Consider the following 13,954-nt stretch of genomic DNA (forward strand, 5'->3'; position numbering starts at 1 on the left):
AAGATGCGCGTGGAGGGACTTGAACCCCCACGTCAAAGACGCTAGATCCTAAGTCTAGTGCGTCTGCCAATTCCGCCACACGCGCATGTAATACAATGGTGAGCCATGAAGGACTCGAACCTTCGACACCCTGATTAAAAGTCAGGTGCTCTACCAACTGAGCTAATGGCTCTTAATGGCTGGGGATATAGGATTTGAACCTATGCATGACGGAGTCAAAGTCCGTTGCCTTACCGCTTGGCTAATCCCCAATATGCATATGATTCACAATTCCCCAAGATTTCATCCAGGTAAGAGGATGAAAAATGGTGGAGGCTGAGGGGCTCGAACCCCCGACCCTCTGCTTGTAAGGCAGATGCTCTCCCAGCTGAGCTAAGCCTCCATACTATCCTATGACCCGTAGGGGATTCGAACCCCTGTTACCTCCGTGAAAGGGAGGTGTCTTAACCCCTTGACCAACGGGCCATCCTATAACAAGCTCTCAACCGGGTTCGAACCGGTGACCTCATCCTTACCATGGATGCACTCTACCTGCTGAGCTATGAGAGCAAATGGCTCCCCGAACAGGACTCGAACCTGTGACAACTCGATTAACAGTCGAGTGCTCTACCAACTGAGCTATCAGGGAATATTAATCATAAAGCTCTGCTTGGCGACGTCCTACTCTCCCAGGACCCTGCGGTCCAAGTACCATCGGCGCTGGAGGGCTTAACGGTCGTGTTCGGGATGGGTACGTGTGGAACCCCTCCGCTATCGCCACCAAACATGAATTTGCTGTGCAAATTCTACATTCAAGGTTACACCCTGAAAACTGGATCCGAAACTCATTTGCGTTTTATTTTAGGATAAGCCCTCGACCGATTAGTATTGGTCAGCTCCATGCATTACTGCACTTCCACCCCCAACCTATCTACCTCGTCGTCTTCAAGGGGTCTTACTAATTGGGAAATCTCATCTTGAGGGGGGCTTCACGCTTAGATGCTTTCAGCGCTTATCCCTTCCGTACATAGCTACCCAGCGGTGCTCCTGGCGGAACAACTGGTACACCAGCGGTACGTCCATCCCGGTCCTCTCGTACTAAGGACAGCTCCTCTCAAATTTCCTACGCCCACGACAGATAGGGACCGAACTGTCTCACGACGTTCTGAACCCAGCTCGCGTACCGCTTTAATGGGCGAACAGCCCAACCCTTGGGACCTACTTCAGCCCCAGGATGCGATGAGCCGACATCGAGGTGCCAAACCTCCCCGTCGATGTGGACTCTTGGGGGAGATAAGCCTGTTATCCCCAGGGTAGCTTTTATCCGTTGAGCGATGGCCCTTCCATGCGGTACCACCGGATCACTAAGCCCGACTTTCGTCCCTGCTCGACTTGTAGGTCTCGCAGTCAAGCTCCCTTCTGCCTTTGCACTCTTCGAATGATTTCCAACCATTCTGAGGGAACCTTGGGGCGCCTCCGTTACTCTTTAGGAGGCGACCGCCCCAGTCAAACTGCCCACCTGACACTGTCCTCGCACCGGGTCACGGTACCAAGTTAGAACCTAGATACGATCAGGGTGGTATCCCAAGGATGCCTCCCTTCAAGCTGGCGCTCAAAGTTCTACGGCTCCCACCTATCCTGTACAGATCGTACCCAAATTCAATATCAAGCTGCAGTAAAGCTCCATGGGGTCTTTCCGTCTTGTCGCGGGTAACCTGCATCTTCACAGGTATTAAAATTTCACCGGATCTCTCGTTGAGACAGCGCCCAAGTCGTTACGCCATTCGTGCGGGTCAGAATTTACCTGACAAGGAATTTCGCTACCTTAGGACCGTTATAGTTACGGCCGCCGTTTACTGGGGCTTCGGTTCATAGCTTCGCCCGAAGGCTTACCACTCCCCTTAACCTTCCAGCACCGGGCAGGCGTCAGCCCGTATACTTCGCCTTGCGGCTTCGCACAGACCTGTGTTTTTGCTAAACAGTCGCTTGGGCCTTTTCACTGCGGCCCCCTCGGGCTATTCACCCTACCGAGGCACCCCTTCTCCCGAAGTTACGGGGTCATTTTGCCGAGTTCCTTAACGAGAGTTCTTCCGCGCGCCTTAGAATTCTCTTCTCGCCTACCTGTGTCGGTTTGCGGTACGGGCACCTTCTCCTGGCTAGAGGCTTTTCTTGGCAGTCTGAGATCATGACCTTCGCTACTACAATTTTCGCTCCCCATCACAGCCCAGCCTTAACGATGTGCGGATTTGCCTACACACCAGCCTCACTGCTTAGACGGACATCCATCAGTCCGCGTCACTACCCTACTGCGTCACCCCATCGCTCATAACGGATTACGGTGGTACAGGAATTTCGACCTGTTGTCCTTCGACTACGCCTATCGGCCTCGCCTTAGGTCCCGACTTACCCTGAGCGGACGAACCTTCCTCAGGAACCCTTAGGCTTTCGGCGGATCTGATTCTCACAGATCTTTTCGTTACTCATACCGGCATTCTCACTTGAATGCAGTCCAGCGCTCCTTACGGTACACCTTCAACCCGCATTCAACGCTCCCCTACCCCTGATGCAAGCATCAAGCCATAGCTTCGGTGGTGTGTTTAGCCCCGTTACATTTTCGGCGCAGAGTCACTCGACCAGTGAGCTATTACGCACTCTTTCAATGGTGGCTGCTTCTAAGCCAACATCCTGGTTGTCTGTGCAACTCCACATCCTTTCCCACTTAACACACACTTGGGGACCTTAGCTGATGGTCTGGGCTGTTTCCCTTTCGACAATGGATCTTAGCACTCACTGTCTGACTCCCGGAACTAAATCTATGGCATTCGGAGTTTGACTGAGCTTGGTAACCCTTGCGGGCCCCGCACCCAATCAGTGCTCTACCTCCACGATTCTTCTTTCCGAGGCTAGCCCTAAAGCTATTTCGGGGAGAACCAGCTATCTCCGGGTTCGATTGGAATTTCTCCGCTACCCCCACCTCATCCCCGCATTTTTCAACATGCGTGGGTTCGGGCCTCCAGTGCGTGTTACCGCACCTTCACCCTGGACAGGGGTAGATCACCCGGTTTCGGGTCTACGTCCACGTACTCATTCGCCCTATTCAGACTCGCTTTCGCTGCGGCTTCAGCTCTTCACCTTAACCTTGCACGGGAACGTAACTCGCCGGTTCATTCTACAAAAGGCACGCCATCACCCATCAATAGGGCTCTGACTTCTTGTAAGCACACGGTTTCAGGATCTATTTCACTCCCCTTCCGGGGTGCTTTTCACCTTTCCCTCACGGTACTGCTTCACTATCGGTCGCCAGGGAGTATTTAGCCTTGGCAGATGGTCCTGCCGGATTCATACGGGGTTTCACGTGCCCCGCACTACTCGGGATCCGTCTCGGAGAGAACAAGTTTTGAACTACAGGGCTTTTACCTTCTCTGGCGGGCCTTTCCAGACCTCTTCATCTAACCGGTTCCTTTGTAACTCCATGTGAGACGTCCCACAACCCCAAGGAGCAAGCTCCTTGGTTTGGGCTAATCCGCGTTCGCTCGCCGCTACTGACGGAATCACTATTGTTTTCTCTTCCTCAGGGTACTTAGATGTTTCAGTTCCCCTGGTCTGCCTCTATTCTGCCTATGTATTCAGCAGAAAGTGACTGTCGATGAAGACAGCCGGGTTTCCCCATTCGGACATCCCCGGATCAAAGCTTGCTTACAGCTCCCCGAGGCCTTATCGTTGTTCGCCACGTCCTTCGTCGGCTCCTGGCGCCTAGGCATCCTCCGTGTGCTCTTTGTAGCTTGACCTAGTATTTACATCGTAAATACGATTTGCTTTGAATTTCGGTTCAACACGAATGTGTGAATGAATTCAAGGCAGCTACCTTTATTTCACTTGTTTACACAAGATCAGCTTAAAGGAATATTCTAAAACGCAATTTCGTTTCGGTATCCAGTTTTCAAGGTGCAATGATAATAAATCTTTTTTGGTGGAGCCAAGCGGGATCGAACCGCTGACCTCCTGCTTGCAAGGCAGGCGCTCTCCCAGCTGAGCTATGGCCCCAAAAGGAAATATAAAGTTATATGGTGGGCCCTAGTGGACTCGAACCACCGACCTCACCCTTATCAGGGGTGCGCTCTAACCAGCTGAGCTAAGGGCCCATAATAAACCACCAAAGAAGTTCTTCTTTAGTGGTTGCGCTTGGCGACGTCCTACTCTCCCAGGACCCTGCGGTCCAAGTACCATCGGCGCTGGAGGGCTTAACGGTCGTGTTCGGGATGGGTACGTGTGGAACCCCTCCGCTATCGCCACCAAACGTTCGAGAGTTTGAGCTCTCAAAACTGAGCAACGAGTGAGTAATTTTTGAAGCTTATGCTTCATATTTGAATGTTTCCATTGCAGGAAACGATTCTCCATAGAAAGGAGGTGATCCAGCCGCACCTTCCGATACGGCTACCTTGTTACGACTTCACCCCAATCATCTACCCCACCTTCGGCGGCTGGCTCCCTTGCGGGTTACCCCACCGACTTCGGGTGTTGTAAACTCTCGTGGTGTGACGGGCGGTGTGTACAAGACCCGGGAACGTATTCACCGCGGCATGCTGATCCGCGATTACTAGCAATTCCGACTTCATGTAGGCGAGTTGCAGCCTACAATCCGAACTGAGACCGGCTTTTCTAGGATTGGCTCCACCTCGCGATTTCGCTTCCCGTTGTACCGGCCATTGTAGTACGTGTGTAGCCCAGGTCATAAGGGGCATGATGATTTGACGTCATCCCCACCTTCCTCCGGTTTGTCACCGGCAGTCTGCTTAGAGTGCCCAGCTTGACCTGCTGGCAACTAAGCATAAGGGTTGCGCTCGTTGCGGGACTTAACCCAACATCTCACGACACGAGCTGACGACAACCATGCACCACCTGTCTCCTCTGTCCCGAAGGAAAGGTCTATCTCTAGACCGATCAGAGGGATGTCAAGACCTGGTAAGGTTCTTCGCGTTGCTTCGAATTAAACCACATACTCCACTGCTTGTGCGGGTCCCCGTCAATTCCTTTGAGTTTCAGTCTTGCGACCGTACTCCCCAGGCGGAATGCTTAATGTGTTAACTTCGGCACCAAGGGTATCGAAACCCCTAACACCTAGCATTCATCGTTTACGGCGTGGACTACCAGGGTATCTAATCCTGTTTGCTCCCCACGCTTTCGCGCCTCAGCGTCAGTTACAGCCCAGAGAGTCGCCTTCGCCACTGGTGTTCCTCCACATCTCTACGCATTTCACCGCTACACGTGGAATTCCACTCTCCTCTTCTGCACTCAAGCTCCCCAGTTTCCAGTGCGACCCGAAGTTGAGCCTCGGGATTAAACACCAGACTTAAAGAGCCGCCTGCGCGCGCTTTACGCCCAATAATTCCGGACAACGCTTGCCCCCTACGTATTACCGCGGCTGCTGGCACGTAGTTAGCCGGGGCTTTCTTCTCAGGTACCGTCACTCTTGTAGCAGTTACTCTACAAGACGTTCTTCCCTGGCAACAGAGCTTTACGATCCGAAAACCTTCATCACTCACGCGGCGTTGCTCCGTCAGGCTTTCGCCCATTGCGGAAGATTCCCTACTGCTGCCTCCCGTAGGAGTCTGGGCCGTGTCTCAGTCCCAGTGTGGCCGATCACCCTCTCAGGTCGGCTACGCATCGTCGCCTTGGTAGGCCTTTACCCCACCAACTAGCTAATGCGCCGCAGGCCCATCCACAAGTGACAGATTACTCCGTCTTTCCTCCTTCTCCCATGCAGGAAAAGGATGTATCGGGTATTAGCTACCGTTTCCGGTAGTTATCCCTGTCTTGTGGGCAGGTTGCCTACGTGTTACTCACCCGTCCGCCGCTAGGTTGTGTAGAAGCAAGCTTCTACACAACCCCGCTCGACTTGCATGTATTAGGCACGCCGCCAGCGTTCGTCCTGAGCCAGGATCAAACTCTCCATTAAAGACCAACCGAAGTTAGTTTATAGAAAGAGCGATAAGCTCATGTTGAAACTGACGAGATAAAATATCTCATTTTCGCTTCCATTTCATACAACCTAATGGCATGTACCAAAATTTTTGCGTTGGATTTTGTAAACAAAATCCGTACTCACTCGTTGTTCAGTTTTCAAAGATCAAACTTGCATAATGTCTTACTTTGTTTCGTCACCGCGTCTCAGTGGCGACCTTTATAATATATCATCTCTTTTTAGAATTTGCAAGAGTTTTTTTTAATTTCTTTTTTCGAGCAAATCCTTCAAAAAGGAACGAAAATTAATTTACCATGAATATTGAATAGAGTCAATACTTTTTTTGATATCAGAAAGTATAAGCTTTTTAAAATAGTTTACTTCCTGATATCTCTGATATGTTTTCTAACCTATCTATTGTTTGGTTTGTGGGACTCGCCCTCTGCGAGCATATTTTGATAGTTCCTTGGCGGGTGCAAAACGGGCATACATGCGGAAGACTGTTTTATATCGAAGTGCGATTGCGTAGCGAATATCTTGATCCAATCGAGTATCGCTCATATCAAGCAGCATTTCATCTAGCTCCTTACGAAGAACGTAGTCAAGTTCCTTGCATTCTTTTTCGTTAAACAGCATTCCCAACATATGACCAAACTCCCTTATCAGCAGATTATATAGTACTTATATTTGCTCAACTATTGTTCCAATCTTTACCTGTTTTTAAACTCAACTGCTAAGGTTTCAAACTTCCCCCGATTAATCTTCAGCTTCTCTTTAAGCTCTCCCCTTTGTTATGTTCAATTTTCAGGAAATATATAAATAATTGGCCATAATATTTTATTGTGACAATAAACGATAAGTTATGCCACTCTCAATAGCAGCTGCTATAAGCAGTAAGATGACAGACCATAGGGATACCCTCAACGTTTGTTTCCTAAATACATTCCACGATGGGCCAGTTCCTTTGCGCTTTAGCCCTATGCTTGTACCTATAGTAGACATTATGTTAATTCCAAACTTCAATCCGAAGGCACAGGCGATAATCAAAACAGGCAATTCAATCACACCATGAGGCAGTAACCCTTTTACAACAACTTCATACATACTTCTTCCCATATCTGTCTGCAAGTGTACTACAAACCCTAAAACCATACCGTTCACAATCAAAAATATAAACGGTACGATTCCAAATACAGCCCCCATAAATATAACCAGCACACATTTAATTGCATTATTGAAAAAGATAAATACAAAAAAACTCCATTGTGGATGCTCAGAATTCTGCAAGCGCTGCGCTACTTCTCCCAGTCCCTCCATTTGTTGCGCCAGCATGGATTGAATAGTGCCTGTACTTAACCACCCCACTATAATACTTGTGCAGAAAAGAAGTGCAGAGATTAAAATTAATCGTCTTGTCATGTGTAAATCATGAAAAAATGCGTTTAGTCCCATTTGATAATTCCTCCTATTAGTCCAATGGAATAATTGACAACCCCTGGCATAGCTTTAAGTAAACAAGCACTTCTAGGATGAAAGGGGCGTTATTAACCATGAATTCTTTTTTTTATGTATTAAACGGTAAAAAAATCAAACGATTCTTAATCGTAATGGCTGCAGCCATCTTTACTGTCGGAGTCATTTATGTAGAAACCGATAATGTTACAGTTTTTTCCGAGGAAGCACCAACCGCTATTTATAGTGTGCCCACGGACAAAAAGTTGATCGCTCTCACCTTTGATATTAGTTGGGGCGATAAGCGTACTGCCCCCATCTTAAAAGTCCTTGAAGATAAAAAAGTGACCAAGTCTACCTTTTTTCTTTCTGCCCCTTGGAGTAAAACACATCCGGAACTTGTGAATCAGATTAAAGAAAGCGGATTTGAGATCGGCAGTCATGGCCATAAACACGAAAATTACAGCAGCTTAAGCGATGAAGATATTCGTAAGCAGATTTCAATTGCTCATACCACATTAACCGAACTGACGGGACAGTCCCCGAAGTTGATCCGTATGCCTAATGGCGACTTTGATAAAAGAGTCCTTCAGGTTGCCGGCACTTTAGGCTACAAAACCATTCAGTGGGATACAGATTCCCTGGACTGGAAAAACCCTGGTACTCAGGTCATAATCGACCGTGTTGTAAATAAAGCGCATCCTGGCGATATCGTCCTTCTGCATGCCAGTGATTCCTGTAAACAAACGCATGAAGCCCTGCCGGTCATTATCGACAAGTTGCGAGCACAAGGCTATGAATTCGTGACTGTATCTGAACTGCTTCAACAGGGTACAGTAAAAGGCAAAGAGGTACGCGATCAGGCACTGGGTCTTTAAGGAGTTATTTTACATCGTTCTCAGCTAAAAACCAAAAGCAAATCGACATATTTCTCTTCATTCATCCGCATACTATCCACATTCATGATGAAGGAGGAATACGGCCATGAATTGGACTCGTTTGCGATTTGTTAGCACGGTATGCGTACTGGGCGTTGCACTGAGTGGATGCGGCTCGGATCAGGGTTCTGCGCCCCCCCAGAACAGTTATAAAGAGATGAAAACGATGGTTGTCGATATCCTGAAAAGCGATGACGGAAAAAAAGCGGTAGAGGAGGCTTTAACCGGGGAAAACAGTTCATCCAAAGAAGGACAATCCGGTCAAAGCAGTGAAGAGGGTGGGTCTGGTGGTGGATCTGGTGGTAGCATGGGAATGAAAATGCTTATGCCCATGCAATCGGCTGAACAGATGAAGATCGCAGTCAAAGATACTTTGGTATCACCTGAATATAAAAAAGAAATCGAAAAGATTATGACTGATCCGCGTTTTGCCGGAGAATTTGCCAAAGCCATCAACAGCCAAAGCAAACAGCTTCATATGCAACTTATAAAAGACCCTTCTTATCAAAAATCAATTGAAGCAATGCTCAAGTCACCAGAATTAACCAAAATGTATATGGACTTAACTAAAACCCCTGAATATCGCAAACAATCTATGACAGTCATGCATGATGCCATGCAAAATCCAATTTTCCGACTTGAGGTTATGAATTTACTCAAAACCGTCGTACAAGAGGAGCTTCAACCCAAGGTTGAGAAAAAAAGTGGTGAGCAAAGCGGTGCAGGCGGCGATAAGCAAGGTGGTGGAGGCAGCGAAGGTGGGGGCGAAGGAGAACAAGGAGGAAGCCAATAATAAAAAGGCTGGTTTAATAAACCAGCCTTCAGATTGTCGAGAAACCCCGTCTTTTGAGACGTGGGTTTCTTTTTCTTTACATCATAAGGCTCTGGTCTCTGGAGAAATAGGGGGTTACCCCTGTTTCTCCAGGCGATCCAGGTGGATCGCCATCTTCTTCATGTTCTGCACGGCTGCCGTCATAAGGGCTTGTTCCCTGACGTTTGGTAGACCGCGCAAACGGCAATAGCGAAACCCATGGAGCTCTTTGGCATCCGCGAAGCTTCGCTCAATCGTCTCTTTTCGTTTGCGGTACAGCCGTTTCCCGGATGGGCTTAGCCGGTTGCTCCGTACCCACTCTTTGCTGTCTTCCCAGACATGCCGAGTCACCACTTTGCGGTGGTTTCGAGACTGGGTACACTGGTCTAGCAGTGGGCAATGCTGGCACTGAGCTGGGTCAGAGGCATACTGCCGGTATCCCTTACGGTCCGTCGTTCGGTAGGGCAGTTCCTGTTGGGCTGGGCATCTATACACATTGCGTTTGGCATCGTATTCAAACTTCCATTTCGGAAACAGCCCTTGTCTGGGATGGAATCTTCGGTGAGCAATCACGGCAAAAATCTTTCGGTTTTGCAAACCTCGGCAAATCGGCGTCGTTAAATAACCTGAATCTAGCGCAACAGCTTCTACTTGAAAACCAAAGCGTTCTCTTTGTCGATCCAAACGGGACAAATAGGGGACAGAATCATGTACATTCCCCGGCGTCACATGCACATCCGTAATCAGATTGTACTTCATATCCACTGTGCGGTGGTCCAGATAGAAGAAGCCTTCAGGCTTGCCATCACGGATCATATAGCCGCTGTCCGGGTCTGTTTTGCTCACTTTAATTTCTTTTTCTTCGTTCACTTCCTCTCGGGATTTCAAGGCTTTTTTTCGTGGTTTTTCCGGTCCTCCTTCACTGCTTCGTTAAGCTCGTCCATATAGTCTTTGGTATTCTGCAACACTTGTTCTTTGGTGTACTGGTGCCTGTTAGCATTGGCTTTGACGTGTGTGGAATCGGTAACGAGAACACGCCCACCCACCATTCGGTGAGAGATCGCCTGCAGCACAATTTCATCGAAGATATCTTGAAAGATCGTGGTGTCTTTAAAGCGAGTGCGACGATTCCAGCTAATCGTCGTATGGTCTGGAACTTTATCCGTTAAACCCAGCCCCAGGAACCAGCGATAAGCCAGGTTCGTCTGAATTTCACGCTCGAGTTGCCGTTCTGAGCGAATGCCATAGAAATAACCGAGAAAGATCATTTTAAACAACACGGTAGGATCAATGGCAGGACGCCCGTTGTCCGCACAATACAGCGGGCTTACCTTCTCATGAATAAAGGAGAAGTCTATATATGTATCCACTTTACGAAGCAGATGATCTTGTGGTACCAGTTCTTCCAGAGAAACCAATTCAAAAGATTGTTGTTTGTCTTGATGAGGTCGCAGCATATCAACACCGTCCGTTCTACAATAGTTACCTATATTATATAACATTAACGCGGTGTCGTCTTAAATAAAATGAACATAAAAAAAGCTGTCGAGACTTTCTCGACAGCCTGAAGGCTGGTTTAATAAACCAGCCTTTTTTCTTTATTCAGATTCCGTGTGCAAGATCGTAATCTGAGCAGCAATATCATTGTAAATGGTCCCCGTGGCAGACTCAGATTTATATACAGATGGAGAAAAGTCGGCCTCTGACGGATGGTTATCTGGAATACCCAGCGGAATTTGAGCAAGAAGTTTTGTATGAAGAGTGTCTGCCAGCATAGCCCCCCCTCCTCGCCCAAAAACATAGTCCTTTTCTCCAGTGGAGGACACATAATAAGACATGTTCTCCACAACGCCGATGACCTTATGATCCGTTTGAAGCGCCATTGCGCCTGCACGTGCAGCTACAAAAGCCGCCGTCGCATGTGGAGTAGTGACAATGATTTCTTCACTCTGCGGAATCATTTGATGTACGTCAAGCGCTACATCGCCAGTGCCTGGTGGTAAATCGAGAATCATATAGTCCAGTTTTCCCCATTCGACATCACTAAAAAACTGTCTGAGCATTCTCCCCAGCATGGGACCTCTCCAGATCACCGGGTTGTTTTCTCTAACAAAGAAGCCCATAGACATGATTTTGATACCAAATCGCTCCACTGGCTGAATGATACCATCTTCGACAGTAGGCACATCCTCTACTCCAATCATATCCGGCACACTGAATCCATAGATATCCGCATCAATTAAACCCACACGCTTCCCCTGTCTAGCTAAAGCAGCCGCCAAATTTACAGCTACTGTCGATTTTCCGACACCACCTTTTCCGCTTGCAATGGCAATAAATCGTACGCCAGATGCTGGGCTAAGCAGCTCATGTTCTTCCATGCCAACAGCATGTCCTTTGGTCAAAACCGGGTCAGCCGCTTCCTCGGCCTCCTCTCCATTTTGAAGGGCAGACTTTTCATGCTCAGATGCCTCACGAATACGAATATGAACGTGACTTAATCCCGCCTCTTCTAATGTCTGCCGTATTTCTCGTTCCAACTCTTTCAGCGTCTCTTCCTGGCTATTCAGGGTAATGGCAGTCAAGGATACCCGATCCTCTTTAACCACCACATCCCGAATAAAATGGAGATCGACTAGACGGCGTCCTGTATGAGGCTCCCGCACTTGTTGAAGTAGCTCTATAACTTGCTCTCTTGATTGCATGAATTATCAGCACCTCTGCTTTAATGAATTACGGAGTGGTAAACACTTACAGTATACCACTATCTTGCTTCAGGTGCTGGTGAGATCCCCTTTTCCCCGGCACTGTAACGCAAAATCCCCTTATATATGGACGCCGCCACCTGCCTTTGATAGTTCACGTCACTAAGTCGTCTAGCTTCCTCAGGATGGGACAAAAATCCTACTTCTACAAGGGCTGATGGCATTTTGAGAGCTTTCAATAAATAAACTGTGTTCACGGTCTTAGCCACTCTGTCCGTATTTTCCAAGTTGCGTTTGATCTCTTCCTGAATTAAAGACGCCAAATTCCCGTTATCTGCATGGTTAGGTACGTAAAAGGTTTGGGCTCCACTCCAACGGCTCGACGGAATACTGTTCATATGGATACTTAGAAAGAGGTCTGCTTTCTGCTCCTCAATTATACGCACACGCTGCTTCAAATCCTCCGTTTTTCTTCTGGAATAACCTTTCGTTTCTTGCTGCGCCAGGTCGCGATCATCCTCACGTGTCATGACAACAACAGCACCTGCTTGCTGTAAATAATCCCGCAAATAAAAAGCGATTGCCAGATTAATATCCTTTTCAATAATCCCTTCTTTGCTAACCGCCCCTCCATCAGGCCCTCCGTGTCCAGCATCTAGGGCAATTACTTTACCAGTAAGGGGTAAACTCCAATGGGTCCAAGCTCTCGAAGCAGGTATCTCATACAATGCCAGTGTAATAAATAGAACGGCGAGACAACAGCCCAACAGCATTTTTTGCAACGTCCGATAGCGAATCCACAGTGTAACCTCGTTTTTACGATTATTTTTTTGCATAACAAAACGCCTCCGTCCTATACAGATACTAATAATCTATATGGGACGAGGCGTGTAGATAGTACAACTCAGGCATGAACAAATTCTTTCATACCTTCAATCAGCACTTGAGCGACTTCTGGTCGTGTAAATTCAGGTGGCGGGCAAACCCCAGAGCGCAACAATTCCCGTACCTTGGTGCCCGAGAGCGTTAAATGATGCTCCTTGGGATGTGGGCATGTTTTACTTGAGGCCATATTTCCACATTGGGTGCAATAAAAGCTGTGTTCAAAGAACAATGGAGTAATCCCCAGCTCTTCAGGTGTAAAGTGCCTGAAAATTTCCTGTGCTTCGTAGGTACCATAATAGTCTCCTACACCAGCATGATCCCTTCCAACAATAAAATGGGTGCAGCCATAGTTCTTTCGCACAATAGCATGGAAAATGGCCTCTCTAGGACCCGCGTATCGCATGGCAGCAGGAAATACCCCCAGAAAAGTCCGATCAGCCGGATAATAATTGTCCAACAGCACCAGATAGCTCTTCATACGCACATCTGCCGGAACGTCATCTGACTTGGTTTCACCAACGAGTGGGTTTAGAAACAAAGCATCCACAATCTCCATCGCGCTTTTTTGGATGTACTCATGTGCCCGGTGTACCGGATTTCGTGTTTGAAATCCGACTACTGTTTTCCAGCCTTTTTCTGCAAAATAGTCGCGTGTCTGTGATGGTGTATAGTAAAACTCACTAAATTGTGTGGGCTCAGGCCGATTCAGCACTTGCACAGATCCACCAACATACGTAGCAGGTCGATCTAACAGTTTTTTTACGCCAGGATGAGCCGGGTCATCCGTCTTGAATACTCGTCTGGCTTCCTCAGCCTGATCTACCTGATAAATACTTTCAATATCAAGTACAGCATAAATAGTACCATCTGTTTCACCCACCAAAGTCACCTGCTGACCTAATTTCAATTCACTGGCTACACTTTCTGCAACTGCAAGAGTAATGGGAATACTCCAGACTGTACCATCGGCAAGACGCATATCTGTTACCACTGACCGATAATCAGATTCATTCATAAACCCCGTCAAAGGAGAGAATGCCCCCACTCCAATCAAATCCAGATCAGAAATGGTCCATGAGTTTACACGGATTGGGAACAATTCCTCTGCGGCCTGCAAAAGTGCTTTTTGCTTCGGTCCTGTAATGATTTTATCAACAAGTGTTCCGCCATGCGGAAGAATTGCAGTCATAATGCACTTCCCTTCTCTTCATAAATATGACTC

General features: G+C 47.8%; 8 protein-coding genes, 9 tRNA genes and 4 rRNA genes. 2 read left to right on the plus strand and 19 right to left on the minus strand.

Going from position 1 to position 13,954, the window contains the following annotated elements; genetic code table 11:
- Positions 1-4: 4 nt before the first annotated feature.
- From ACWGXJ_RS21770 to ACWGXJ_RS21840, 15 genes are all read right to left on the minus strand, one after another.
- Positions 5-85, minus strand: a tRNA-Leu gene (locus tag ACWGXJ_RS21770).
- An 11-nt stretch (positions 86-96) separates the two neighbouring features.
- A tRNA-Lys gene (locus ACWGXJ_RS21775) sits at positions 97-172 on the minus strand.
- Between the two features lie 4 nt (positions 173-176).
- Positions 177-251, minus strand: a tRNA-Gln gene (locus ACWGXJ_RS21780).
- 55 nt (positions 252-306) lie between these two features.
- A tRNA-Val gene (locus ACWGXJ_RS21785) sits at positions 307-382 on the minus strand.
- A gap of 11 nt (positions 383-393) precedes the next feature.
- A tRNA-Glu gene (locus ACWGXJ_RS21790) sits at positions 394-465 on the minus strand.
- Positions 466-476: 11 nt separating this feature from the next.
- A tRNA-Thr gene (locus ACWGXJ_RS21795) sits at positions 477-549 on the minus strand.
- A gap of 3 nt (positions 550-552) precedes the next feature.
- Positions 553-628: transfer RNA gene (locus tag ACWGXJ_RS21800), tRNA-Asn, on the minus strand.
- Between the two features lie 19 nt (positions 629-647).
- Positions 648-764 (minus strand): 5S ribosomal RNA (rrf, locus tag ACWGXJ_RS21805).
- A gap of 77 nt (positions 765-841) precedes the next feature.
- A 23S ribosomal RNA gene (locus ACWGXJ_RS21810) occupies positions 842-3,767 on the minus strand.
- A gap of 180 nt (positions 3,768-3,947) precedes the next feature.
- Positions 3,948-4,023 (minus strand) — tRNA-Ala (locus ACWGXJ_RS21815).
- Positions 4,024-4,044: 21 nt separating this feature from the next.
- Positions 4,045-4,121: transfer RNA gene (locus ACWGXJ_RS21820), tRNA-Ile, on the minus strand.
- Positions 4,122-4,159: 38 nt separating this feature from the next.
- A 5S ribosomal RNA gene (gene rrf / locus ACWGXJ_RS21825) occupies positions 4,160-4,276 on the minus strand.
- 103 nt (positions 4,277-4,379) lie between these two features.
- Positions 4,380-5,935: ribosomal RNA gene (locus ACWGXJ_RS21830) — 16S ribosomal RNA — on the minus strand.
- Together the 16S, 23S and 5S rRNA genes with 9 tRNA genes alongside form the textbook arrangement of a ribosomal RNA operon.
- Positions 5,936-6,355: 420 nt before the next feature.
- Complete coding sequence (locus tag ACWGXJ_RS21835) at positions 6,356-6,586, minus strand: hypothetical protein (protein ID WP_013312131.1); 231 nt, start codon at positions 6,584-6,586, stop codon at positions 6,356-6,358.
- Positions 6,587-6,778: 192 nt separating this feature from the next.
- Entirely contained in the window at positions 6,779-7,393 is a 615-nt protein-coding gene (locus tag ACWGXJ_RS21840) for a stage II sporulation protein M (RefSeq protein ID WP_452567591.1), read from the minus strand.
- Positions 7,394-7,491: 98 nt separating this feature from the next.
- Here ACWGXJ_RS21840 and pdaB point away from each other — a divergent pair, with 98 nt between their 5' ends.
- Together pdaB and gerD are read left to right on the plus strand one after the other, a co-directional pair.
- Positions 7,492-8,271 carry a polysaccharide deacetylase family sporulation protein PdaB gene (gene pdaB, locus ACWGXJ_RS21845; protein WP_061831406.1) on the plus strand — a complete coding sequence of 260 codons (780 nt, stop codon included), beginning with the start codon at positions 7,492-7,494 and terminating at the stop codon, positions 8,269-8,271.
- 106 nt (positions 8,272-8,377) lie between these two features.
- On the plus strand, positions 8,378-9,124 hold the full coding sequence (gene gerD / locus ACWGXJ_RS21850; RefSeq protein WP_254327565.1) for a spore germination lipoprotein GerD: 747 nt from the start codon (positions 8,378-8,380) through the stop codon (positions 9,122-9,124).
- Between the two features lie 114 nt (positions 9,125-9,238).
- Here gerD and ACWGXJ_RS21855 read toward each other — a convergent pair.
- The 4 genes from ACWGXJ_RS21855 to sat all read right to left on the minus strand — a co-directional run bounded on the left by ACWGXJ_RS21855 (position 9,239) and on the right by sat (position 13,921).
- Positions 9,239-10,599, minus strand: a protein-coding gene (locus tag ACWGXJ_RS21855) for an IS1182 family transposase (protein WP_452567247.1) whose coding sequence is annotated in 2 segments (ribosomal slippage) — positions 9,239-10,041 and positions 10,041-10,599 — 1,362 coding nt in all. Because the reading frame shifts where the segments join, the coding sequence is not laid out codon by codon here.
- Between the two features lie 141 nt (positions 10,600-10,740).
- A complete protein-coding gene (locus tag ACWGXJ_RS21860; RefSeq protein ID WP_069290480.1) occupies positions 10,741-11,847 on the minus strand; it encodes an Mrp/NBP35 family ATP-binding protein in 1,107 nt (368 codons plus the stop codon).
- Between the two features lie 59 nt (positions 11,848-11,906).
- Positions 11,907-12,683 carry an N-acetylmuramoyl-L-alanine amidase CwlD gene (gene cwlD, locus ACWGXJ_RS21865; protein WP_061831403.1) on the minus strand — a complete coding sequence of 259 codons (777 nt, stop codon included), beginning with the start codon at positions 12,681-12,683 and terminating at the stop codon, positions 11,907-11,909.
- A gap of 68 nt (positions 12,684-12,751) precedes the next feature.
- Positions 12,752-13,921, minus strand: a complete 1,170-nt coding sequence (gene sat / locus ACWGXJ_RS21870) for a sulfate adenylyltransferase (RefSeq protein WP_452567592.1) — start codon at positions 13,919-13,921, stop codon at positions 12,752-12,754.
- Positions 13,922-13,954: the final 33 nt, after the last annotated feature.

It is taken from the genome of Paenibacillus sp. S33 (assembly GCF_053615415.1).